The organism is Mesorhizobium sp. P160219 (assembly GCF_057786095.1).
Genome location: NZ_JBYNWG010000001.1, coordinates 2,857,745 through 2,881,613, shown reverse-complemented (window position 1 = coordinate 2,881,613; position 23,869 = coordinate 2,857,745). Strand labels below are relative to the sequence as shown.

Here is a 23,869-nt window from a genome sequence, read left to right as displayed (position 1 = left end):
GGCAGGGCGGTCACAGCTTCGCCTTTGTTTGTCCACCCTCAGGCCAGAATCGGAACCGCCTATCGCGTCAGGCATTGGGGGAGGCCGACCACTGCGCCGCTTGAAGGCATTCACGCTTTCTTGCGATTCGAGACTTAAAAAAGGCAACCATGTTGAAGACCGGAATCGACCCCTATCGCCTGAGCCGTCGCGGCTTTCTGAATGCTGCAGCCCTTGGCGCCGCTTCGATTGCGGTCTCCGCCTGCACCACCACCGGACCGACGCCGGCGCCGGTCGAACCGCCACCGCCGACCTATGACGAGCCGCCGCTCGGCGACTATGCGACGATGTACGGCCCGATTTCCGACAGCGGGTTCGAGCTCCCGGCCATCCCGATCAAGAAGATGGACCCGCAGTTCCTGCGCCAGATCGTTCCCGATCCGACCGGCCAGCGGCCAGGCACCATCATCGTCGATACGACCAACCATTTCCTGTATCTGGTGCGCGAAGGCGGCCAGGCGATCCGTTACGGCGTCGGCCTCGGCCGCGCCGGCTTCGAATGGTCGGGAGACGCCGTCGTCCAGTGGAAGCAGAAATGGCCGAAATGGACGCCGCCCGATGAGATGGTTGCCCGCCAGCCTGAACTGGAAGAATACAGCGCCAAGAACGGCGGCATGCCCGGCGGCCTCAAGAACCCGCTCGGCGCCCGCGCGCTCTACCTGTTCCACGACAACGTCGACACGCTCTACCGCCTGCATGGCTCGCCGGAATGGAACTCGATCGGCAAATCCGTCTCGTCAGGCTGCGTGCGCCTGATAAATCAGGACATCATCGACCTCTACGACCGCGTGCCGTCGAAGAGCCCGGTCATCGTGACGTCCGACATCGGCCAGCCGATGGCGGCGAGCGCAAACCGCAGAGCCATCCCGATCGATGGCGGGGTGCCGGATGGCTCGGTCCTGCTCGGCCCGGTGACCTGATCGACTTCATCGATGCCATGAAGCGGCAGGTTCCGCTCCATGCGGCAAAGCTCGCCAGGATCCCGATAGCTTTACGCGAATGCCTGGGGTTCGCATCCAAGATATGCAATGCCGGCAACAGGAGGCCAAAAAAGACGTCCAGACGAACCATGGAGCCGCTGCAATCGGGGCGGCCATGCCCTGTCAATCTCGACGCTGCTGTGTTTCGTTACCGATTGATGTATATTAGACGGGAGTATGATTGCAGAGACATACATTTCATTAGATCATTGATGGCGGGGGAACGCCGATGGTGGGATTTGATTTCGATAGTCCGCCTGCCGACGGCGCCGAGGCCAACCTGTCGGCCGAATGCGAGCGCCAATTGCTGCCGCTCGTCCGCGGAATTGTCGAGGCGGCGGTTGCCGCCGGGTGGAGCCAGGAAGACGTTCTTCTGGCCATGGTCGAGCTGTCCTGGGATCTGTACGAGAAACGCCGAGGCGATCTTTAGCAGGCCTGCGTGAGCCGGATAATTCCGTAGCGCCGGCCAAGCCAGGCCATGTTTTTCTCGCGCGAACTTTTTTCTTCACCTACAATGTTTTTTCTATCCGCGGGATGCGCTACGCTGCCTTTGGGCAGGACTATGGGGGATACAAATTACCGTCCGGATTTCCGGGTTGGCTGTTTGCACGGCACGGAATTTCGATGGGCTGGCAAAGCGGCTGAGGCAAGGCTGAATGAAAAATGCGGGCGAGGTTCAGGAACGCAGCGCAGGCGCCGATCGGGTCGATCGGCACGCCCTCGACACAATCCCCGAAAATGCCAATCCCAGAAGAGCAACCATGCGGGGGAGCGGGATATGCTCTGTCCGCAGCCCTGGATCGCTCCCGGAGGGTCGCCATCGCCGAAGTCGCCTACCTCGCGGGATTTTCGGATCAAGGCCATTTGGCCACCGCCATGAAGAAGCACAAGGGAAAGAAGCCATGGTTCGGGCGATAACTGCTGCTGGATCGTCCGTGGCGATGACAGATAGTCGACCAGCTCTGTCAATGGCCGCGCGATCTATATTCAGAATACAACGCTGGATTGTGACGGCGCACTATGCACAATAACTAGGCTAAAAATGGTAAGATAAGATCGGAAAATAGTCAGGTAGCCTTGGCTAAAAATTCAAACCTGTAAATTTATAGTCAAAATCCTGGTAAAATTTTCGCTTGAGCTCAAATTCTTCTTTGCAATATAAAGCAGCATCTGTAGGATTCGAAGGAACGCCCAGGAGCAAACGTGAATTCTGGGCGCCTCGATACAGCACAGGATTGGATTGATCGGCGCAGCAGTGGCAGAGACGAAGATGCAACATAGAGGCAACGTCCAGGAAAGCGCCGGGACAGAGCGGCGGCGCGCGGATCGTCGCATCTTCGACGGAATTCCGGAAAGCGCGGGGCGCTACCTGGTCACGTTTCGAGGCGGCGCGGCTCATGTCGTTCATGGGCCGGGATCACACACATTCAAAGCGGCGGAACATTTCGCTTCGGTTCTGCTTGCACCCTCACCAGGGATTGCGGCATCGCTGGGCAGCGACAAAGTCCACGAATACGACGGCGACGTCGGCATGATCATGATCGTCCCAGCCGACCTCGGCGGCAAGGTGACCCGGTCATCCACCACGGAAAGCGCAATCGTGGCGCTCACCCCCGAGAGTCTCTTCGAGCTGGCAACGCGTGAATTCGACACCGGCCATGCCGAGCTTCAGCCGCCGCCGTTCGGGACCGTCGACTTCCAGGCGCTGCAACTCGCGCAGTTGCTGAAGGCGGAACTGACGGATCGGGAAACTCCAAACGAGTTCTATGTCAATTCGTTGGTCACCATGTTCGGCGTCCATTTGCTTCGGAACTACGCAGGAGCGCGAAAGTTGCCACAAGCCCCAAAGGGCGGTCTGTCGAACCGCAGCGCCCGGCGGGTGCGCGAATTCCTGGAGGTAAGTTTTTCCAGCAAGATCGCGGTGGCCGAGTTGGCCGCACTCTGTGGCCTTTCGCCGAGCCATTTCATCCTGGCATTCACCAAGACCTTTGGCGAGCCGCCGCACAAATACCTGCTGCGGCTGCGTCTCGATTTCGCCGAAAAACTTCTCATCGAGAGCGACCTGTCGATTGCGGAAGTCGCTCATCTCAGTGGATTCTCGGACCAGAGCCACTTGACAGTCACCATGTCCAGATACCGGAACAGAACCCCCAGGCAGGTGAAGCTGCAACGTTAACGACTGTTGCGGCGCGCATGATTGTCCGCGGCGATACCTCGATTGATCTTCAGTATAGTCGAAGGTTGTGTGGCAGAGCAGTCACAGTTGTCGCGCAGGGACCAAATACCGGATTTTCCTACAAAGATTCCGGATTATTCCAAAATACCTGCACCGCGAATGTGCTCATGGTCGCGATGGAAGTCATTTGGGGCGGGGGGAGCAACCAGATGATACAGCATGTCGGATTGTCCCATGGACATTCAATTCGCGGAAATCGAGGTCTTCGCGCCTAAGGCCGAAGCGGCCTGGGCTGCACTGCAACGCCAATACGCCAGCCGGATCAGCGCTGCGGAACTCGACCATCTCCTGGCCTGTTTCGTGCTTGGACTGACCTCTCCGGCTTGTGGTGAAGGCGATCCGGGATTTCATTTCGATCTCTGCCGCGCGCTGGTGGCGGTAAGCCTGCCGCCGGAACGGACGGAGGCTGCACTGCATACGGTTCCAGAACCGACGCAGCCATGGGTCGCGAGCGCCTATCAGCTGATTGAAAAACAAGGCGCGAAGGTCGGTCTCTCGTTGCGGGAGAAGACGCGCAATTTCGAAGATTTTTTGGCCACCGAGGCGAATGGTGCGGCACATCAGAGCGCCTCGGCAATTGCGAGGAAAAACTAGCATGACCAAACGCGTCGAGGGGCGGAGAAGGATCGAACTTTCTTCAAGCTTTGTCGGAAACTGGATCGCGGGTGCGGCCGACAGCCGCTCGGTGCGGCGCCGCCTGATGGCGGTGCTGCGCAACGCGTGCCGCGTGCTCGGCATGCGACGCAAATGTCTGGGGCTTGGCACGCTGGGCAGCGGCAGAATTGCGGCAGCGGCGCTGGGTGCAATCGCATTCGGGAGCATCGCCACCCCGGCGTCCGCGCAGTATGCCGCCGGCGGCGGCACCGCGACGGCCAGTGGCTCAGTCGCTATCGGCCCGGCCGCGACGGCCTCTCAGCTCAATGCTGTTGCGATCGGGACCCGGTCTGTCGGGTCAACGCAATACGCAGTGGCAATCGGCCAGGATGCGCAGGCCACAGGCACCGGCGGCGCGGTGGCGATCGGCGGCGGCGCGATTTCAAACAACATCAATACGGTAGCCATTGGCGTTCAGTCCGACGCCACTGCGGCCGGGGCCAGCGCACTGGGCACAAACTCCCACGCTTCGGGATCGAACTCCACCGCGGTCGGTGTCGGCGCCACGGCCAGCAACAATTATGCGTTCGCCACTGGCTACGGGTCGGTAGCCAGCGCCCAATACGCATACGCCATGGGCTATCAGTCCAGTGCTAGTGGCCTGCGCGGTATGGCGCTTGGATATCAAGCAACCCAGAGCGGAATCGATTCCCTTGCCCAAGGCACCAACGCCAATGCAGGCAGTCAAAACGCCATCGCGATAGGCTTCCAGTCGGTCGCGTCCGATATCAACTCTATCAATATCGGCGCGCGCACCGTTGCGGGGTCAGGGGCCTTGGCCCAAGGCGCCATCGCCCTTGGCACGGATGTCACAGCAAATCAGCAAAACGCCCTTGCCATTGGCGTCCTGACCAAAGCAACGGGAACGAACGCCGCAGCGGTGGGTAGAGGAGCCAGTGCATGGGGCAACCAGTCCATCGCATTCGGCACGGGCGCGCAGGCGGGCGTTCAGGCCAACACGGCTGTGCCCAACAGCATCGCGATCGGTACCAATTCGCTCTCTTCGGGCGCTTTCGCCACGGCGATGGGTGCTACCTCGGTTGCGAGTGGCTCCGCCAGCACAGCGATCGGCAACACGGCTGTCGCCAGCGGCGCGAACGCCTCCTCATTCGGGTCCGGCGCGAATGCGACGGGAGACAATTCTCTTGCCGCCGGTGTCAGCGCCGCCGCTAGCGGGATTGCCAGCACCGCGCTCGGCATCGGCTCCAAGGCCAGTGCCACCAACGCCGTGGCGATCGGTAATGCGGCGGTCGCCAATTCCGCCGACGCTGTTGCAGTTGGCACGAATGCGACGGCGACGGGCGGCAAGGCTGTCGCCATTGGCGCCGGCAACACGGCTTACGGCAACGGCGCGGTCTCCATCGGCGATCCGAGCTATGCCAGCGGCACCGGCGCCTTCACCGGCGGCGCCAACAACATCGCCAACAGCGACGGCACGGCAACCGCCACAGCCGCAAACCAGGCCGCAGGCGCGGTTGCCATCGGCAACAACAACAAGGCCGTCGGGCAAGGCTCCGTGGCGCTGGGCAATGGCTCGACGGCGGGTGCAGCCGGCCTTGCCGGCAATGTCGCGCTGGGCAACGGCGCGACGGCGACGGCAAGCTCCGGCGACGTAGCGCTCGGTTCGGGCTCGGTGACCGCGACGGCGGTCGGCACCAGCGGCGCGACGATCGGCGGCACGGCCTACAGCTTCGCCGGCACGACGCCGACGAGCACTGTCAGCGTCGGCGCGCTCGGCGCGGAGCGGACCATCACCAATGTCGCGGCGGGCCGGCTCAGCAACTCGTCGACCGACGCCATCAATGGCTCGCAGCTCTTCGCCACCAACCAGCAGGTGACGCAGAACACGACGGCCATCGCCGCCAACACCGCCGACATCACCAATCTCGGCAACACGATCAACAGCATCAGCACCGGCGGCGGCATCAAGTATTTCCACGCCAATTCGACGGCGGCGGACTCGTCCGCAACGGGCACGGACTCCGTTGCTATCGGACCAGTCGCGACCGCGACGGGGACGAACGCCATCGCGGCCGGCACCAATTCGAGCGCCTCCGACGCCAACGCCTCGGCCTTCGGCAGCGGCGCCGTCGCATCGGCGCTTGACGCAACGGCTATGGGATACATCTCCAAGGCTTCGGGCCAATACAGCACCGCGGTCGGCGCCAACGCCAATGCTACTGCCACGTCCAGCACCGCGATCGGACAGAACGCGTTTGCGACCGGCTTTCAGGCAACCGCTCTCGGCGTAGGCGCGAATGCCGCCGCCCAGAACGCGATCGCGCTGGGCGCCGGCTCTGCTGCCAGCAACGTAGGTGACGTGGCGCTGGGTTCGGGCTCGGTGACCGCAGCGGCGGTCGGCACCGCCGGCACGACGATCGGCGGCGTCGCCTACAACTTCGCCGGCACGACGCCGGCGAGCACCGTCAGCATCGGCACGGTCGGCGCGGAGCGGACCATCACCAATGTCGCGGCGGGGCGGCTCAGCAATTCGTCGACCGACGCGATCAACGGCTCGCAGCTCTTCGCCACCAACCAGCAGGTGACGCAGAACACCACGGCGATCGCCGCCAACACCGCCGACATCACCAATCTCGGCAACACGATCAACAGCATCAGCACCGGCGGCGGCATCAAGTATTTCCACGCCAATTCGACGCTGGCGGATTCGCAGGCGCTGGGGACGGATTCCGTTGCCATCGGCCCGAATGCCGTGGCCAACAATGCCGGCGACGTGGCGATCGGCGCGAATGCGGTGTCGACCGTGACGACGGCGGTCGGCGGCACCACGATCGGCGGCGTTGCCTACACCTTCGCCGGAACCACGCCGGCGGGAGCGTTTTCGGTCGGCTCGGTGGGCGCGGAACGCCAGATCCAGAATGTCGCGGCCGGGCAGTTGAGCGGCTCCTCGACCGACGCGGTCAATGGTTCGCAGCTGTTTGCGACCAACCAGCAGGTGACGCAGAACACGACCGACATTGCCGCCAACACGGCTGACATCGCCAATCTCGGCAATTCGATCAGCAACATTACCGGCGACACCTCGCTGGCCTACACCGACGCCAATGGCGACGGCATACGCTATGTGCGCACCAACGACCGGACGCTCGCCGTCGCGGACTCCTTCGCGCAAGGGATCGGCTCGTCCGCCCTCGGCTACCAGGCGACCGCGAGCGCCGACAATGCGCTGGCGCTCGGCCGCGACACCCAGGCCAGCGTCATCGGCGGCGTGGCGCTCGGCGCCGGCTCGGTTTCGGACCGGGCGGTCGCGCCCGTCTCGGGATCGATCCTCTCCGGCACCGGCCTCATTCCCTACAACACCGCGGACATGAGCCTGCTCGGCGCCGTCTCGGTCGGCACCTCCACCTCCTATCGCCAGATCATCAACGTGGCCGACGGCACGCAGGACCAGGACGCGGTCACGCTTCGCCAGTTGAAGGGCGCGCTGAGCTCGTTCGCGGTGACGGGGAGCCTGTACTTCCACGCCAATTCGACGGCCGCGGATTCGCTTGCGGTCGGCGTCGATTCGGTTGCGGTCGGTCCGCGCACCACCGTCAATGGCGACAACGGCATCGGCATCGGCAATGGCGCCATCGTGCAGCAGACGGCGCCGGGAGGCATCGCGATCGGCCAGAATTCGACGGTCAACCAGGCCGACAGCATCGCCCTCGGTACCAACGCGACCACCAACGGAGCGCAGGCGGTGGCGCTCGGCGCCGGCGCAAAGGCCAACGAGCCGGGCAGCGTCGCGCTCGGCGCGGGCTCGACGACGGCGGCGGCGGTCGCCACCACCGGCACCACGATCAACGGCGTTGCCTATACCTTCGCCGGAACAGCTCCGACGAGCACGGTCAGCGTCGGCACCGTCGGCAACGAGCGCACCGTCACCAATGTCGCGGCGGGCCGGATCAGCGGCACCTCCACCGACGCCATCAACGGCAGCCAGCTCTTCGCCACCAACCAGGCGGTCGAAGCCATGCAGGGTAGCGTCGGCGACCTCAACCAGTTCGCCGTCCAGTACGACAAGGACGGGAACGGCAACAAGTCCAACTCGATTACCCTTGCCGGCGGCGATCCCAACACGCCGGTGGTCATCCACAATGTCGGGCCGGGCGTTGCCAACACCGATGCGGTCAATGTTCAGCAGTTCAACAGCGGGTTAGCACTCAACCTGGACAATTCGAAGAACTACACCAACCAGGTGGCGGCCACCACGCTGCAGCAAGCCAATGCGTATGCGGACTCCAAACTCAGCCAGCTCAACATGGACATGGGAGAGGTCAGGGGCGAGGCGCGCCAGGCTGCGGCAATCGGCTTGGCGGCCGGCTCGCTGCGCTACGACGATCGTCCCGGCAAGCTGAGCGTGGCCGCCGGCGGAGGCTATTGGCGCGGTGAAGGCGCCCTGGCCTTCGGCGCCGGCTACACCAGCGAGGAAGGACGTGTTCGAGCGAACCTGTCCGGTACGACGGCAGGCGGACACTGGGGTGTCGGCGCGGGCGTCAGCCTTACGCTGAACTAGAGCCCGGCCATGATCAGGCAGGCAGTCCTTGCTGTCGCGATATCCATGACGTCAATGCTCCTGTCCGGCCCGTTAGCGGCCGGGCAGGAAGCAATCCCTTCCGGCTACAGGGTAAAACCTTCCGACGTAGCGATCCCTGCGGATGCGAAGCTTGGCGAATATCAACGGACCACCCGTCCGTTCGAGAACTGGACGCTGATCTGCGACGAGAACCTGAAGGCGCGCCAAAAGGTCTGCAATGTCACCCAGATCATCGAGGACCAGGCAGGACAGGTTGCGTTCAGCTGGTCGCTTGCCGCCACCAAGGAAGGCAACCCCTACATGATCTTGCGCGCCCCGCCGATCGCCAAGAGCGACGCTCCTGTCTCGCTGACGTTCGAGGGGCGCAAGGAGCCGATAAAAATTCAACTCGACGGATGCAATCAGGCCGTCTGCGTCGGCATGCTGCCGGTTGGTCCGATCATGCGCGAACAGATTTCGAAGGCCGCGGCATCCGTCATCTCCTTCCCGACCACGGATGGCAGGACGATCAACGTAACCGCGACCCTCAAGGGCTTGGCCGCGGCCGTTGCGGCGATCAATTGACGAGGCAATCGCGATGAACCAGCAATCGATCCATGACCGGATAATGTCCCGCAACCAGGGAAAGGATGCTGTCCGGGTCGGCATCGAAGACCGGAGCAGACCGCAACGAAACCGCGCGAGGACCGCTGTCTTCTCGTTGCTCGCCATTGCCGTCGTCGCCACGGCCGGCTTCGCGGCCATGCGCTACGACCTGCTCCACAATTTATTGCCGCAGCCGGCGGTCGCGGAGACCAACCAGCCCAATCCGGCCCTGGCCGAGACGCCATTTCTGCAACACGCCAAAGAGGCAGGCTTGCAGTCTTGTTCCAACATTTTCCCAGCCCTTGGGCAGATGCTGACAACCGGCACGACGTACAGCGTCCAGTCGATCTGGAACAACGAGGCCCCCGACAAACACCTCGTGGAAGCCCTGGTCGGCATGAACTACGCCACGCAGGGCTACAGCGGCCCGGCGGCAGGCCTGGTGTTCGCAGCACCCACCGCATCCGTTTGCGAAGGTACGATGGTCAGGGTGGCGCCATTCGCGGCCAATTGCGCCGATGTTCCGGCCCTGCTTCCGAAAGACAGCAAGCTCGCCAACAATCTTGGACAAATCAGCGTCTATGAACTCGCCAATGGAGGGGGCAACGCGATGCTGCTGCCAACCGGCAACAGCTGCGTCGTCATTTCCGTGGCCTCGGCAGCAGGTAAACAAGGAGGCGTACAATGAGGGTGAATTCCGCCATTGCGGCGATTGGTATGCTGTTGCTTTGCGCCGGACGGCTGGGCGCGGCGGACCTCGCCCCGGCGGCGGACGTGCCCGAGCCGCCGGCCCAGGAGGAGAGAGGCATCTGGGCGGCGATCGCCTATTCGAGCCCCGACGAGAAGCACGGCTTCTTTTGGGGCGCCGACAAGCGGCAGGAGGCGATGGACATCGCGCTGAAGCATTGCCAGAACGCCGGCGGCGGCAGCTGCGCCGTGGTCAGCGTATTCCGCAATCATCGCCATTGGGACGATGACGACAATACCGGCTTTCCCTACAAGCATTGCGGCGCCCTCGCCGTAGGCGAGAAGCCGGAAGGGCGGCTGACCAGTTGGGGCGCCGAGACGGCGCAAACACGCCGGGATGCCGAAGACCTGACACTGCAGGCGTGCGAGCGGAACGGACAAAAATGCAAGATCCGCGAGTGGGTGTGCACATGACGCATCAGAGCGAAGCAGCGGAACGCCAATCGAGGCGCATGTTTGCACTCAGTGTAGCGCCGTGCTCAAGCGGGGTCAGCCCTTTGCCGTGATGCGCATCGACGGTATGCGACACCGGCTCGAAGCAGAAGAAATCGGCATCCTGCGACGGCGAATAGAGGATGAAGACGTCGAGCAATGGCGAGGCGGTGAGCGAGATGGCGATCCTGTCCTCGGGCCGGGTGATCCTGGCGCGGTGGTCCCAGCCGTCGAAGGCGTTGTTGACCCAGCTTCGCGGCAACAGGGAGGCGTTCGAGAAATTCCACGCGGGGTAATCGGCCACCGGCGCCACGCCGACCGGCAGATGATGCTTGTCCTCCAGCCAGACCCGCGCCGCCTTCGCCTCGAGCGTCGTTCCGGCGCTGCGCGGGAACCACGGATGAAAGCCGAGCCCGTAAGGCAGGCGAATGCCGGTGCGATTCTCCACCGTGAGCGTGGCATCCAAGGCCCCGTCATGCAGCGCATAGGCGACCCGCGCCGTATATCGGTAGGGGCCGATTTCACCGGCGTCGAGGACCAGTTCTGCCTCGGTGGCGCTGTGGCTGGCAATCCGCCACTCCCTCTGGAAGCCGTCGCCATGGATTGGAAAGGCCTCCCCCGGCACGTTCGGCTCGATCGCATGGAAGCGGCCGTCGAAGGCGAAACCGCCGCCTGAGATGCGGTTCGACCAGGGAACCAGAAGCTGGCAGCCGGAGGCGCCGGTGCCATCGTCGGGGCGGAGCAGCGGCACCGTTGCGCCGCCGACCAGTGCATCGAAGCGGGCGATCGCCGCGCCATTTTGCGGCGCCAGGACCAGACGGGCGCGGTCGTCGCGCAGTTCCAGGAGGCCGGCCATCCCTACCAACCGCCGTCAATAGCGATATTTTGGCCGCTGATCATGTCCGAGGCGGGCGATGCGAGGAACAGTACGAGATCGGCAACGTGATGCGGCTCGATGCGCATCTTGAGACCCTGGTTCTCCAGGATCCACTCGTTGTATTGCGCCAGCCGGTCGCCGAACACCCGCGCCTCGGCCTCCGAAACAACCGCGCCCGGGGACACGGCGTTGACCCGGACGCCGTGCGGCCCAAGCTCCCGCGCCAGCGATTTGGTCAGACCCAGCATCGCGCCCTTGGACGCGACATAGGGCACGTAGCCGTCCCAGCGGCCGTTGAGCGTGATGGAGCAGAAATTGACGATCTTGCCATAGGCCTTCGCCTTCATCGCCGGCGCGCAGGCCCGCGCCAAGGCGAAGGCGGCCGAAGAGTTGACACGGATCTGATCCTCATACTCGGTCAGCGAGAATTCTTCGAACGGCCGGTTGATGATCAGGGCAGCGTTGTTGATCAAGACGTCGATGCCCCCTTCCCTCGCCGCCAGCGCCGCCACCGTAGCCTCCGCCTCCGCAAGCCGGTTGAGGTCGCAGCCGACAAAGGCGACGTTGCCGCCTGTCTGCGCGGCCATTTCCGAGGCAATCCCTGGCCCGTCTTCGCTATTGGGGCGATCGAGCACCAGCACGCGCGCGCCGGCCCGCGCCAGCGTCACCGCCTGGGCACGGCCGAGCGAGCCAAGGCCGCCGGTCAGAAGCACGACGCGATCGGCAAGGGCTTTCATTGCCGCCACCTCTTACAGAACGCCGTGGACTTCATCGATCGAGGTCTCCGCGACCCGCTTGTCCAGCACGATTTCGCCGCGCGCCATCGCCACGACGCGGTCGCAGCATTCGAAGACATGATGCATGTTGTGGCTGATGAAGACGCCGGTGATGCCTTGCTCTTTCAGGCCACGCACGAAGCCGATCACCTTCCTCGTCTCCTTGACGGAGAGATGGTTGGTCGGCTCGTCGAGGATCATCACCTTCGACTTGAAATGCATTGCCCGGGCGATGGCGACGCCCTGCCGCTGGCCGCCGGAAAGCTCGCCGACAAGGGCATCCGGCGAGCGCAGGTGCAGATCGACATTGGCAATCGCGCGGATGCTTTCGCTGGCCATCTTCTTCTGATCGAGCAAGCCGACGCCGAAGACCGAAAACCGGGTCGGCTCGCGGCCGATGAACAGGTTCCTGGCGATCGACATGGTCGGTACCATGGAATTGTACTGGTAGATCGTCTCGATGCCGAGATCCATCGCATCGCGCGGCTTGGCGATGCGGACAGTCCTGCCCTCGACCTTGATCTCGCCCTGGTCCGCCGTGTGGACGCCGGAGAGGATGTTGATGAGGGTCGATTTGCCGGCGCCATTGTCGCCGACCAGGCCAAGCGCCTCGCCCCGGGTGAAGTCGAGCGTCACCCCTTTCAGCGCATGGACGCCGGAATACCATTTGTGAAGGTTGTGCACGGAGATGATCGCGTCGGCCATCGCTCAATCCTCCATCTTGATGGCCTTGGCGCGCTTGCGCATCCAAGCATTGGCGACGACGGCGAATATGGTCAGGAAGCCGATGGCAAACTTGAACCAGTTGGCGTCGACATGGCTGAGCACGAGGCCGTTATCGATGACGCGGATAAGCGTCGTGCCGATGATGCCGCCCATCACGGTGCCGATACCGCCGGCGAGCGAAGCGCCGCCAATGACGGCGGACGCCACCGCCTGCAGTTCCATGCCCTCGCCGATCGAAGGCAAGGGCGAGCCCAGCCGCAGCACTTGCAGCATGCCGGCGAAGCCGGAGAGCATCGAACAGAGCATGAAACAGATGATCTTGACCCTGGTGGTCGGGATCCCCATCGCGGCGGCGGCCGGCGGGAAGCCGCCGGTGGCCTTGATCCAGTTGCCGAAATTGGTGCGCGAAAGCATCAGCGAGGTCAGCACCGCAATGCCGGCAAACCAGAGGAAGGACATGCGGAACATGTTGCCGGGGCCCACGAAGGATGTGAACAGCCAGTTCGGCAGGTCGGCAGGCAGCAGCGGCGGGAAGCCGCCCGAAACGACGACGGTGAGCGAGCGCGCCATGAACAGCATGCCGAGCGTGGTGATGAAGCTCGGTATGGCGAAGCGGATGGTGATGTAGCCGTTGATGAAGCCGATGGCGGCTGCGACAAGCAGTCCGGCGAGCAGCGCCAGCGGGAACGGGGCGTCGTGCACCATCAGCACCGCCATCGTCATCGGCATCAGCGCGAACACCGAGCCGACGGAGAGGTCGAACTCGCCACTGATCATCAGGATGGTGACGCCGATGGCAACAAGGCCGGCCTCCGGCAGGATGCCGAGAATGCCGCGAAGATTGTCCTGGTTGAGGAACACGCCATGCGAGCGGATCTGGAACACGATGATCAGCAGCAAGAGCAGGATCAGACCGGCCAGCTCCGGCTTTTCGAGATAGGTCTTGAACAGACGCTTCACGTCAGGCTCCAGGAATTCGAACTTCTGTTGAGGCATCGGCGGCGCGCGGGCGCCGCCGATGCAAAACCGCTCATCGGCGCTGCGCTGTCAGCGCATCCCCTGGGCGGAAAGCGCCATGATCGCATCGGCTTCGTTCGGCCGCACGATGCCCTGGCCGGTGTCGATGTCGGAAGGCGCCAGGCCGATCTTCTTGTTGAGATAGGCCTCCATCACCGGCATGAAGCCCTGCATGTAGGGCTGCTGGTCGACCAGCGCCTGCACGTAGCCCTTCTGCATCTGCTGCAGCACTTCGGGCACCAGGTCGAAACCGCCGAGCAGGACCTTGCCCGGCGCTACGCCGCGATCCTGCAGCACGCGGGCGACACCGGCGCACCAGAATCCGGTGTCGAAATAGGCGGTGGTGTCCGCATGGGCGTTGAGATAGGCGCCGACGCGGTCGGAGGTGACGGCAAGGTCGGTGCCGCTGTCGATGCGCTCCCACGACACATCGCGGTCGGCATGCGCCGCCTTGTATTCCTCAAGGAACTGCATCACGCCGGCGCCACGGCTCTCGGACCAGTTCTGGCCGGGCGCCGAGATGCCAACCAGCACCTTGATCGGGCCATCCTTCGGGAAGCTTTCGGATATAGCCTTGGCGAGCGAATAGCCCGCCGGCTTGAAGCCCTGCCCGACGAAGGCCTGGCGCGCATTGCCCTTGGCGCCTTCGGTGTCGTCGACATTGACGGCGATCACGAGCACGCCGGCATCGCGCGCCTCCTTGATGACGTCATCGAAAGCATGGTCGTCGACGATCGAGGTCAGCAGCGCGTCGGGCTTGGCGGCAAGGGCCGCGCGCATGTTGGCGACCTGCTGTTCGATCGAACCCTCGGTCTGGGTGAAGACCATGTTGCAGCTGGCCTCGACCTTGGCGCAGCCGTCGTCAAAACCCTTCTTCACCGCCTGCCAGAAGGTGTTCGATGCCGACGAATGGTGGGTGAAGACGATGTTCAACCCGTTGGCACGCGCGGCGGTCTGGGCGCCGAAGATAGCGACGCCAAGCAGAAGTGTTGCAGTCAGTTTTCTCATTTCAATTCCTCCCTTTGGATTTCCTAGATGTCGGTCTTGTCGGAGACGCGGCGCTGGACGGTGTAGGCCTTGCCGAGGTCGGGGTTGAGCGCCAGCCCCAGGCCCGGTCCAGGCGGCACGGTGATCATGCCGTTCTTCACTTCCGGCAGCGCCGTCACCAGGTCCCGGTACCAGGTGCGGTAGAAGGCGCGCACGCTCTCCTGCACCAGCGCATTGGGTGCATTGAGCGACAGATGCGTCGAGGCGGCGAGCACGACCGGACCGGTGCAGTCATGTGGCGCGACCGGCAGTCGCCAGGCCTCCGCCATCGCGGCGATCTTGCGCGCCTCCGACAGGCCGCCGCACCAGGAGATGTCGAGCATGACGATGCCGGCAGCCCCGGTTTCGAGCAGGTCGCGGAAGGCCCAGCGGCTGCCCAGTGTCTCGGAGGCCGAGATCGGCGCCGGGCTCACCGCCTCGTAGCGTTTCAGGTCGCCGAGGCTGTCCATGCGGATCGGGTCCTCGTGCCAATAAGTGGCATAAGGTTTCAGCGCGCCGGCGATCTTCATGGCCGGCAAAAGCTGCCACATCGAATGGAACTCGACCATGATGTCGATCTTGTCGCCGACGGCGCGGCGGATCTTCTCGAACGGCTGCAGCGCCGATTTCAGGTCGGCCGCCGAGATGTCATTGCCACGCGTCTTTTCGGCGGCGTGATCGAACGGCCAGATCTTCATGGCAGTGATGCCGTCCTCGAGCAGTTCCTCGGCCAACTCGCCGGCGCGGTTGAGGAAGCCGTTGAGATCGTCGTAGTCGCGCCCGGCGCCGATGCCGTAATTGGCCGTCGTCTGGCCCTTGGCGTCCTTGATGTATTCGGTGCCGGCGCAGGTGTTGTAGGTGCGGATGGAGCGACGGCTGAAGCCACCCAGAAGCTGAGCGATCGGCTGGCCTGTGACCTTGCCGAAAATGTCCCACAGCGCGATGTCGAAGGCCGAATTTCCGCGCACCTCCGCGCCGCTGGAGCGGAAGCCGAGATAGCCGACAAGGTCGGCGGATAAAAGGTCGATCTCGAGCGGATCGCGGCCGATCACGCGTGGCGCGACATATTCGTGCAGATACGCTTCGACGGTGCGCGACAGGAAGAAGGTCTCGCCGAGCCCGGTGATGCCCTCGTCGGTATGGACCTCGACCCAGAGAAGGTTGGGCCGCTCCTCGATGCGAATGGTCTCGATCGCGGTGATCTTCATGTCAGGCGATTCCCGCGTCGAGGAGCGCCTTGACGCTCTTGTCGAAATGTTGCGCCATGTGCTCGACGGCGAGCCGCGGATCGCCCTTGAGGATCGCCTCGGCTATGTCCTCGTGCCCCTTGATCATCTTGAGCTGGTCTTCGCTGGAGGAGCGTGTCCGCCAGCCGATCACCCAGGTGCGGCGCGTGACCCCGCTGAAGGCGGTGACGATCAGCGAGAAGACCGGGTTGTGCGAGGCCGCCGCGATCGCCTCGTGAAAGGCGATGTCGTGCTCCATGACGATCTCAGGGTGCTGGAAATTCTCACGCATCAGCCTGGCGGATTGCGCGATTGCCGCGGCTTCCGCCTCGGTGCGGCGGAGCGCCGCCAGCGCCACGGTGCGCATCTCGATCGTGCGCCTGACATCATAGACCTGATGCACGCTGATCTGCTGCGTGGTGATGCCGTGCTCGATCACCATCGACATGGCGCCGGTGTCGAGCTTGGCGACGGTGGCGCGGCGCCCGGCGCTCATGTCGATCAGGCGCATTGCAGAAAGCGACCGGAACGCTTCGCGCACGACGGTTCGCGAGACATTGAGCTGGCGCGTCATGGCCGCTTCGCTGGGCAGCGGATCGCCGGCCGCAAGGCCCTCCGAGCGGATGTGCTGGGTGATTGCCTGGATCGCCGTGCTCACAAGGCCGGGATTCGGCTCAGCCGCTGCCTCCGTCGGATCCTGCATGTCTCTCCCTTAAACCTGTATGACAGGTTGTTATTCAGTTGCTGATAATTCATCCGAAAGATATATGTCAAGCGTGTTCTGGATGCGCTGGTCTGGAGGAACCGCATGGACGATATGAACGCTGGCCTGCTCTTCGATGCGCGTGATGTCGTCGGCGAGAGCCTGATCTGGGACGACCGCTGCGACCGGCTGGTCTGGATCGACATTATCGGCCGCAGGATCCACAGACTGGATCCGCTGACCTCAGTTCACGAGTCCTGGGAGACACCCGATCTGGTCACCTCGATCGGCCTGCGCACCGATGGCGGCGCCATTGTCGGCCTCAGGAACGAGATTGCCTTGTGGGACTTCGGCGGGAAGTTCCGAACGATTGCGACGATCGAGCCGGACAGACCCGACATCCGGCTGAATGAAGGCGTCATCGCGCCCGATGGGTCATTCTGGGTCGGCACGATGGCCAACAACATCGGACCGGATGATACGCCCGTCGCCATCACGCAGGAGGCCGGGCAGCTGTTTCGGGTTGCTCCCGACGGCCGCGTGACGCGCCTGTCCGACGACCGCTTTGGCATCACCAACACCATGGCATGGACACCGGACGGTCGCTTCATCACCGCCGACACAATGAAGAACGAACTCTACAGCTATGCTTGGGACAGGACCGCATGGCGGCTTGAACACCGGCGCCGGTTTTTCGGGGCCTTCGAGCGGGGCCTGCCCGACGGCTCCTGCATGGACGCCGAAGGCTACATCTGGAACTGCCGGGTCGTCGGCGGCAGCTGCCTTGCTCGCATCGCGCAGGACGGCCTACTGGATCGGATCGTCGAACTACCCTGCTCCTGGCCGACAAGCTGCGCCTTTGGCGGCGCCAAACTCGATACGCTGTTCGTCACCTCGGCGCGCTTCACGATGACGGCGGAGCACCTTGACGCGCATCCGAACGAGGGCGGCGTTTTTGCGCTCCGGCCGGGAGAACGAGGCCGACCGAGCAACCGTTTTGGTTAGGTGCCCGCCATGCGGCATTCTTGCGGGCTGATGCCTTTTACCGCCCCCTGGACAGGCTGCCCAGAATCCCGCGCACGATCGCGCGGCCGACCGACGAGCCGACCGAGCGCACCACCGCTTTGATCGCGGCTTCGGCCACCGTCTGGCGGTTGGACGGCCGTGGTGCAGGGGCGCGGCGACCGCCTGATTGCTGCGGCGGCGGATCGTCATTGCCGAAGCCCGGAATGGTCCAGCGCGAGCGCCCGCTGTCGGCCTGCTGCGCCTGCTCGTCCTGCGCATCCCTGGCTTTCTTCTGCAGCATCTCGAAGGCCGATTCGCGGTCGATGGTCTGGTCGTACTGGCCGGCGACCGGGCTCTGGTCGATCAGCTTGCGGCGCTCGTCCGCTGTGATCGGGCCAAGCCTAGACGATGGCGGCCGGATCAATGTCCGCTGCACCATGGACGGCACGCCCTTGACCTCCAGCGTCGAGACCAGCGCCTCGCCGGTGCCGAGCTGGGTGATGGCGGTGGCGCAGTCGAAATCGGGATTGGGCCGGAAGGTGTCGGCGGCGGTCTTGACCGCCTGCTGCTCACGCGGCGTATAGGCGCGCAGCGCGTGCTGCACACGGTTGCCGAGCTGGGCGAGAACCTTTTCAGGGATGTCCAAAGGGTTCTGCGTGACGAAATAGACACCGACGCCTTTCGAACGGATCAAGCGAACCACCTGCTCGACGCGGTCGATCAGCACCTTCGGCGCATCGTCGAAAAGCAGATGCGCCTCGTCGAAGAAGAACACCAGCTTCGGCCTTTCGGGATCGCCGACCTCGGGCAATTCCTCGAACAGCTCCGACATCAGCCAGAGCAGGAAGGTGGCGTAGAGCCTGGGGTTCATCATCAATCTGTCGGCAGCGAGCACGCTGATGGCGCCGCGGCCGTCGCGGGTGGTGCGCATGATGTCGGCGATGCGCAAAGCCGGTTCGCCGAAGAAATGCGCCGCGCCCTGCTGTTCCAGCACCAGAAGCGTGCGCTGGATTGCGCCGACCGACGGCTTGGTGACATTGCCGTAGCGCGAGCTGATCTCGTCGGCGCGCGCTGCGATGTTGGCCAGCAGTGCTTGCAGATCCTTCATGTCGAGCAGCAGCAGGCCATCCTCATCGGCGATGCGGAAGGCGATGTTCATGATGCCTTCCTGCGCTTCGGAGAGGTTCATCAGCCGCGACAGAAGCAGCGGCCCCATTTCCGAGACGGTGGCGCGGATCGGATGGCCCTGCTCGCCGAACAGGTCCCAGAAGATGACCGGGAATTCCTGGAAGTCGTAAGGGTCGAGCTTGACCTGCTCGGCCCGCTTGACCAGGAAATCCTGCGCCTTGCCCATCATGGCAATGCCGGACAGGTCGCCCTTGATATCGGCGCAGAACACAGGCACGCCGGCATTGGAAAACCCCTCGGCCAGGATCTGCAGGCTGACTGTCTTGCCGGTGCCGGTGGCGCCGGTGATCAGGCCATGGCGGTTCCCATATTGCAGCAAGAGCTGTTCGGCGCGCTGATAGCTGTCGTCGGGCTTGCGGCTGGCGCCGAGGAAAATGCTGGTGTCGTCAGCCATATGACCATGTCTCCGCAAACTGATGTGTTAAAAGCCTGTGGCCGTGCCGCAGGGTATAGTCAGGCCATTGCGCAGCGACAATGCTATTCTCCAATTGGGCTATCCATCCAGTTGGCTATTCATCCAGATTGGGCCAATCGTCTAAATTGAACCAATCCTCCAAATCGGTTTTTGGAACTTGCGGATTTTGCCGCTGTTTGGCAATCGTTCCATGGTTCGTCCACGCAGGCTGCCCTATGTCAGGGAAGCGAATCCCAACCGCGCAAGCGCATTGCATTGCGATATCTGGCAGGGAACCGTAGACTGGACGGCTGACGCTGGTGCGGCCGCATAAAAACGAGGAACATGGATGGGCGCCGGAGCCTTGACCAGGAGCATCGAACCCGCTGACGTCGAGCGCCAGCGTTGGCTGGCCTTGGCCGAAAAGGCGCTCGCCGGCGCCTCCTTCGAGGAAAAACTGGTCTCGCATACCGACGATCAGATTCGCATCGAACCGCTCTACGATCGCGCCGCCGGCGCCGAGCCGCTTGTGCGCGCCAACCCCAAATTGCCCTGGATCGTCAGCCAGCGCATTGACGATCCCGATATCGGCCGCGCCAAGGCGCAGGCCCTGGACGATGTGGCACAAGGCGCGACGGGATTGTCGCTTGTCTTCGAGGGTGCTCCGAATGCGTTCGGCTATGGCCTGCCAAGGACGGCGCAGGCGCTGGAAACGGTGCTGGATGGCGTACCGCTCAACCGCACGCAGATCCGCATCGACGCCCATCCCTGGAGCCGTGCCGTCGCCGACTGGCTGGTGGCGTTCCTGAGCAAGCGCCGCTCCGACCCGGCAAAGCTGAACCTCTCCTTCGGCATCGACCCGGCGGCAATCTTTGCCGGAACCGGCCGGCTGCGCATGTCGATCGAGGCGTTGCAGGCATCGATGCCGCAATCGCTGGCGCATTTCTTCTCGCTGGGCGTGCCGGGTGTGCTGCTGGAGGCCGACGGGCGGGTGTTCCACAATGCCGGCGCCACGGAAGCGCAGGAACTCGGCACCATGCTCGCTTCCGCCGTGTCATACCTCAGGATGTTCGAGGATGCGCGCCAGCCGCTTGTCTATGCCGCTCCCCATATCGGCTTTGCGCTGAGCGTCGACCAGGACCAGTTCCTGTCGATGGCCAAGGTCCGGGCCTTGCGCAGGCTGTGGGCGCGCATCCAGGAAACCTGTTCCATCCCGGCATCGACAGCCAACATCCATGCCGAGACGTCGTTCCGCATGATGACGGCGGCGGATCCCGAAACCAACATCCTGCGCACCACCATCGCCAGCTTTGCAGCGGCAGCAGGCGGCGCGGACTCGATCTCCATCCTGCCACACACCGTCGCCCTCGGGCTGCCGGCCGGCTTTGCCCGCCGCATCGCCCGCAATGCGCAGTTGATCATGGCCAATGAAAGCCATATCGACCATGTCGCCGACCCAGCATTTGGGTCGGGCGCAGTCGAGGCGCTGACCCTGGGCCTGTGCGAAGCGGCGTGGGAAGAGTTCCAGCGGATCGAAGCGGAAGGCGGCGTTCTGGCAAGCCTGCAGCAAGGGCATATCCAGAAGCGCGTCAAGGCAGCATCCGAGCGCCGCGCCGAGGCCTACCGGTCGGGTGAACGGGCAATCATCGGCACCACGCTTTACCCGCTGAAAAACGATGCCCCGGTCGAGACGCTGGCGGCTGAGCGGCGGCCGCCTTTCACAGAGGGCGTGGCGGTGTGCGAGGCGCTGTTTCCGGTCCGCATCGACCAGGCAATCGGAGCCGCACAGTGATCCCGGATTTCAGCCACATTGGCTGGTCGGCGCCACGGCGCGCGCCGGTCGAGGTCAAGGGCCAGCGGCTGACGCCGGAAGGTATTGCCGTCAAGCATCTCTACAGCCAGGGCGATCTCAAGGGGCTGCCGCATCTCGACACCTATCCGGGAATGCCGCCCTTCGTGCGCGGTCCCTACCCGACCATGTATGTCCAGCAGCCGTGGACGATCCGGCAATATGCCGGCTTCTCGACGGCCGAGGAATCCAACGCCTTCTACCGGCGCAATCTCGCCGCCGGCCAAAAGGGCCTTTCGGTCGCTTTCGATCTGCCCACCCATCGCGGCTATGACAGCGACCATCCGCGTGTATCAGGCGATGTCGGCATGGCGGGCGTGGCCATCGATTCCATCCTCGACATGCGGCAATTGTTCGACGGCATCCCGCTCGACGAAATGACGGTGTCGATGACCATGAATGGCGCGGTGCTGCCGATCATGGCGCTCTATATCGTTGCGGCCGAAGAACAGGGCGTCGCGCAGAAGGATCTCGCCGGCACCATTCAGAACGACATTCTGAAAGAGTTCATGGTCCGCAACACCTACATCTATCCGCCGAAGCCCTCGATGCGGATCGTGTCTGACATCTTCTCCTATACCTCCCAGCACATGCCGAAGTTCAATTCGATCTCGATCTCCGGCTATCACATGCAGGAGGCCGGCGCGACCGCGGACCTGGAGCTCGCCTACACCATCGCCGACGGCATCGAATATGCCCGCGCCGGCGTCGCCGCCGGGCTCGACATCGACCGTTTCGCCCCGCGGCTTTCCTTCTTCTGGGCGATCGGCATGAACTTCTTCATGGAGATCGCCAAGCTCCGCGCGGCGCGCATGTTGTGGGCGACCCTGATGCAGAAGAATTTTGCACCGAAGGATGAACGCTCGCTGTCGCTGCGCACCCATTGCCAGACCTCCGGCTGGTCGCTGACGGCGCAGGACCCCTACAACAACATCACCCGCACCATGATCGAGGCGATGGCGGCGACGCAGGGACATACCCAGTCGCTGCACACCAACTCGTTCGACGAGGCGATGGCGCTGCCGACCGACCACTCGGCGCGCATCGCCCGCAACACGCAGTTGATCCTGCAGAAGGAATCCGGCACCACCCGCATCATCGATCCATGGGGCGGCTCGGCGTATGTCGAACGGCTGACGCATGATCTGGCGGCGCGTGCGCTCGCCCATATCGAAGAGGTCGAGGCGCTTGGCGGCATGGCGGCGGCAACCGAACAGGGCATTCCAAAACTGCGCATCGAGGAAGCGGCGGCGCGCACGCAGGCGCGTATCGATTCCGGCGAGCAGATACTGGTTGGCGTAAACGCGCATCGCCCCGAGAACAACATCGAGGTCGACGTGCTGAAGATCGACAATGCCGAGGTCAGGGCCCGACAGTTGTCGAAGCTGCAGAACCTCAAAGGCACGCGCAATGTCGGCGCGGTCGAGAGCGCGCTCGATGCGCTGACCCGCGCTGCGCAGGGTAACGGAAACCTGCTGGAATTTGCCATCCGCGCCGCGCGCGCCTATGCCACGGTCGGCGAGATCTCGCTGGCGCTGGAAAAGGTCTTTGGCCGTCACGTCGCCTCGGTGCAAACGATCTCCGGCGTTTATCGCAATGCGCTTGGCGACAATCTGACGGTCGGCCGATTGCTGGAGAAGCTCGAAGCTTTCGAGAAGAAGTCCGGCGGCAAGCCGCGCATCCTGGTCGCAAAGATGGGACAGGACGGCCACGACCGTGGCCAGAAGGTGATCGCCACGGCCTTCGCCGATCTCGGCTTCGACGTGACGGTCGGCGCGATGTTCCAGACACCCGACGAGATCGCCAGGCTGGCGGTGGCGCAGGACGTCCATATCATCGGCGCCTCGTCGCTGGCGGCGGGGCACCTGACACTGATCCCCGAATTGCGCGATGCGCTGAAGAAACTCGGCCACCCCGACATGCTGATCGTCGTCGGCGGCGTCATCCCGCCGCAGGATTACGGCGCAGTGCTGGAAGCGGGTGCCGCGGAAATCTTCCCGCCAGGGACGGTTATCCCGGAGGCTGCGGATCGGTTGCTGGACCGGCTGCTGGCGAGCTGATTGAAACAGTTGCACTGCTTATCAAAGTTGCGTTACAATATCGGGCGCAACCTATGGTATAGCTATGAACACCATCATTCACGGACTTGAGGACGGATCGGGCGTTGTAATCCTGCCGCGGGAAACGCTCGACAGCTTGAGCCTGCAAGTGGGCGATGAACTCCAGATCATCGAAACCACGACGGCATCATCCTAAGGCCGGTGCCGTGTGACGACGTCGAACGGCAAATACGTGCTGCTCGCGATGTCATGGACAAGTATGAGCCCGCGTTGCGAAAGCTGGCTGTGCAAATAGGGTGAGCTGGCGTCAGGCGTCCGACAGCTTGACAATTTCCCATTCCTTGCCGTTGACGCTTGCGACGTCGCCGACCTTCTTGCCGAACAGCGCCACGGCCATTGGCGAGACGTGTGAGATGCTGCCCTTTGAGGGGTCGGCCTCGTCCTCGCCGACGATCTTCCAGTGCACTTTCTTGCCGTCATCGCTTTCCAGCGTGACACCCATGCCGAAGCGCACCTGGTCGCTGCCCGGTTCCGGCACGGAAAGCTCGGCGCTTTCGCGGCGCGCTGTCCAGTAGCGCAGGTCGCGCGAGACGACGGCAATGCGCTCGCGATCGGCTTTTCGCTCGGCTTTCGCCAAAATGTCGCGCAGATCGGCCAGATTGTCCTCGATCATCGCCAGGCCGCGCTCCGTCACCAGATTGCGGTGTTGGCTGATCGGCCGCTCGCCGATGCCGGCAATGGCGTTTTCGCTGTCTTCCTCGCGGGTGAAAGCCCTGCTCATCGGATAAACTTAGGCCCGCTTCGGCGAC

21 protein-coding genes are annotated in these 23,869 nt (G+C 63.6%); 12 read left to right on the top strand and 9 right to left on the bottom strand.

Translation table 11 applies throughout. The features are described from left to right. The first annotated feature begins 149 nt into the window (after nt 1-149). The 8 genes from AC3EMP_RS13790 (at nt 150) to AC3EMP_RS13755 (ending at nt 10,195) form a co-directional block, all read left to right on the top strand. Nucleotides 150-959, top strand: coding sequence for a L,D-transpeptidase (locus tag AC3EMP_RS13790; protein WP_352712859.1), 810 nt, complete (start codon nt 150-152; stop codon nt 957-959). A 289-nt stretch (nt 960-1,248) separates the two neighbouring features. Beyond that, nucleotides 1,249-1,449 (top strand): hypothetical protein, encoded by a 201-nt coding sequence (locus AC3EMP_RS13785; RefSeq protein WP_023684556.1) that lies wholly within the window; start codon nt 1,249-1,251, stop codon nt 1,447-1,449. An 810-nt stretch (nt 1,450-2,259) separates the two neighbouring features. Then, nucleotides 2,260-3,195: a helix-turn-helix transcriptional regulator gene (locus AC3EMP_RS13780; RefSeq protein ID WP_488494625.1), complete on the top strand. Its 936-nt coding sequence runs from the start codon at nt 2,260-2,262 to the stop codon at nt 3,193-3,195. Between the two features lie 234 nt (nt 3,196-3,429). After that, a complete protein-coding gene (locus tag AC3EMP_RS13775; protein ID WP_023687221.1) occupies nt 3,430-3,849 on the top strand; it encodes a hypothetical protein in 420 nt (139 codons plus the stop codon). A gap of 1 nt (nt 3,850) precedes the next feature. Further along, nucleotides 3,851-8,428, top strand: a complete 4,578-nt coding sequence (locus AC3EMP_RS13770) for a YadA-like family protein (RefSeq protein WP_352712856.1) — start codon at nt 3,851-3,853, stop codon at nt 8,426-8,428. A 9-nt stretch (nt 8,429-8,437) separates the two neighbouring features. After that, nucleotides 8,438-9,013, top strand: coding sequence for an invasion associated locus B family protein (locus AC3EMP_RS13765; RefSeq protein ID WP_023670757.1), 576 nt, complete (start codon nt 8,438-8,440; stop codon nt 9,011-9,013). A 13-nt stretch (nt 9,014-9,026) separates the two neighbouring features. Continuing rightward, nucleotides 9,027-9,722, top strand: a complete 696-nt coding sequence (locus AC3EMP_RS13760) for a hypothetical protein (protein ID WP_023727661.1) — start codon at nt 9,027-9,029, stop codon at nt 9,720-9,722. Beyond that, nucleotides 9,719-10,195: a DUF4189 domain-containing protein gene (locus AC3EMP_RS13755; protein WP_023687219.1), complete on the top strand. Its 477-nt coding sequence runs from the start codon at nt 9,719-9,721 to the stop codon at nt 10,193-10,195. Before AC3EMP_RS13760 ends, AC3EMP_RS13755 begins: the two co-directional genes overlap by 4 nt. Nucleotides 10,196-10,199: 4 nt before the next feature. Here AC3EMP_RS13755 and AC3EMP_RS13750 read toward each other — a convergent pair whose 3' ends face one another. The 7 genes from AC3EMP_RS13750 to AC3EMP_RS13720 all read right to left on the bottom strand — a co-directional run bounded on the left by AC3EMP_RS13750 (nt 10,200) and on the right by AC3EMP_RS13720 (nt 16,564). Beyond that, nucleotides 10,200-11,069, bottom strand: coding sequence for an aldose 1-epimerase (locus tag AC3EMP_RS13750; protein WP_352712854.1), 870 nt, complete (start codon nt 11,067-11,069; stop codon nt 10,200-10,202). A gap of 2 nt (nt 11,070-11,071) precedes the next feature. Then, nucleotides 11,072-11,827 (bottom strand): SDR family oxidoreductase, encoded by a 756-nt coding sequence (locus AC3EMP_RS13745; protein WP_023692781.1) that lies wholly within the window; start codon nt 11,825-11,827, stop codon nt 11,072-11,074. Nucleotides 11,828-11,839: 12 nt separating this feature from the next. Then, entirely contained in the window at nt 11,840-12,571 is a 732-nt protein-coding gene (locus AC3EMP_RS13740) for an ATP-binding cassette domain-containing protein (RefSeq protein ID WP_023692780.1), read from the bottom strand. 3 nt (nt 12,572-12,574) lie between these two features. Then, nucleotides 12,575-13,552, bottom strand: a complete 978-nt coding sequence (locus AC3EMP_RS13735) for an ABC transporter permease (protein WP_023702213.1) — start codon at nt 13,550-13,552, stop codon at nt 12,575-12,577. 87 nt (nt 13,553-13,639) lie between these two features. Beyond that, nucleotides 13,640-14,617, bottom strand: a complete 978-nt coding sequence (locus AC3EMP_RS13730) for a sugar ABC transporter substrate-binding protein (protein ID WP_023692778.1) — start codon at nt 14,615-14,617, stop codon at nt 13,640-13,642. 23 nt (nt 14,618-14,640) lie between these two features. Continuing rightward, a complete protein-coding gene (locus AC3EMP_RS13725; RefSeq protein ID WP_023702214.1) occupies nt 14,641-15,843 on the bottom strand; it encodes a mandelate racemase/muconate lactonizing enzyme family protein in 1,203 nt (400 codons plus the stop codon). Between the two features lies 1 nt (nt 15,844). After that, entirely contained in the window at nt 15,845-16,564 is a 720-nt protein-coding gene (locus AC3EMP_RS13720; RefSeq protein WP_023732047.1) for a FadR/GntR family transcriptional regulator, read from the bottom strand. A gap of 105 nt (nt 16,565-16,669) precedes the next feature. Between AC3EMP_RS13720 and AC3EMP_RS13715 the strand changes: the two genes are divergently transcribed. Further along, nucleotides 16,670-17,569, top strand: a complete 900-nt coding sequence (locus AC3EMP_RS13715) for an SMP-30/gluconolactonase/LRE family protein (protein WP_352712851.1) — start codon at nt 16,670-16,672, stop codon at nt 17,567-17,569. A 37-nt stretch (nt 17,570-17,606) separates the two neighbouring features. On the opposite strand, the gene AC3EMP_RS13710 is transcribed toward AC3EMP_RS13715, so the two are convergent. Beyond that, nucleotides 17,607-19,151 (bottom strand): helicase HerA-like C-terminal domain-containing protein, encoded by a 1,545-nt coding sequence (locus AC3EMP_RS13710; RefSeq protein ID WP_023702217.1) that lies wholly within the window; start codon nt 19,149-19,151, stop codon nt 17,607-17,609. A gap of 349 nt (nt 19,152-19,500) precedes the next feature. Between AC3EMP_RS13710 and AC3EMP_RS13705 the strand changes: the two genes are divergently transcribed. The 3 genes from AC3EMP_RS13705 (at nt 19,501) to AC3EMP_RS13695 (ending at nt 23,256) form a co-directional block, all read left to right on the top strand. Next, entirely contained in the window at nt 19,501-20,943 is a 1,443-nt protein-coding gene (locus AC3EMP_RS13705) for a methylmalonyl-CoA mutase subunit beta (protein WP_023709822.1), read from the top strand. After that, the gene (scpA, locus tag AC3EMP_RS13700; protein ID WP_352712849.1) at nt 20,940-23,060 is read left to right on the top strand and encodes a methylmalonyl-CoA mutase; all 2,121 of its coding nucleotides are present in this window, start codon (nt 20,940-20,942) and stop codon (nt 23,058-23,060) included. The genes AC3EMP_RS13705 and scpA overlap by 4 nt, the downstream gene beginning before the upstream one ends. Before the next feature lie 64 nt (nt 23,061-23,124). Then, nucleotides 23,125-23,256 (top strand): AbrB/MazE/SpoVT family DNA-binding domain-containing protein, encoded by a 132-nt coding sequence (locus tag AC3EMP_RS13695; protein ID WP_023732052.1) that lies wholly within the window; start codon nt 23,125-23,127, stop codon nt 23,254-23,256. Between the two features lie 111 nt (nt 23,257-23,367). Here AC3EMP_RS13695 and greA read toward each other — a convergent pair whose 3' ends face one another. Then, a complete protein-coding gene (gene greA, locus AC3EMP_RS13690) occupies nt 23,368-23,841 on the bottom strand; it encodes a transcription elongation factor GreA (protein ID WP_023670749.1) in 474 nt (157 codons plus the stop codon). Between the last annotated feature and the right edge of the window lie 28 nt (nt 23,842-23,869).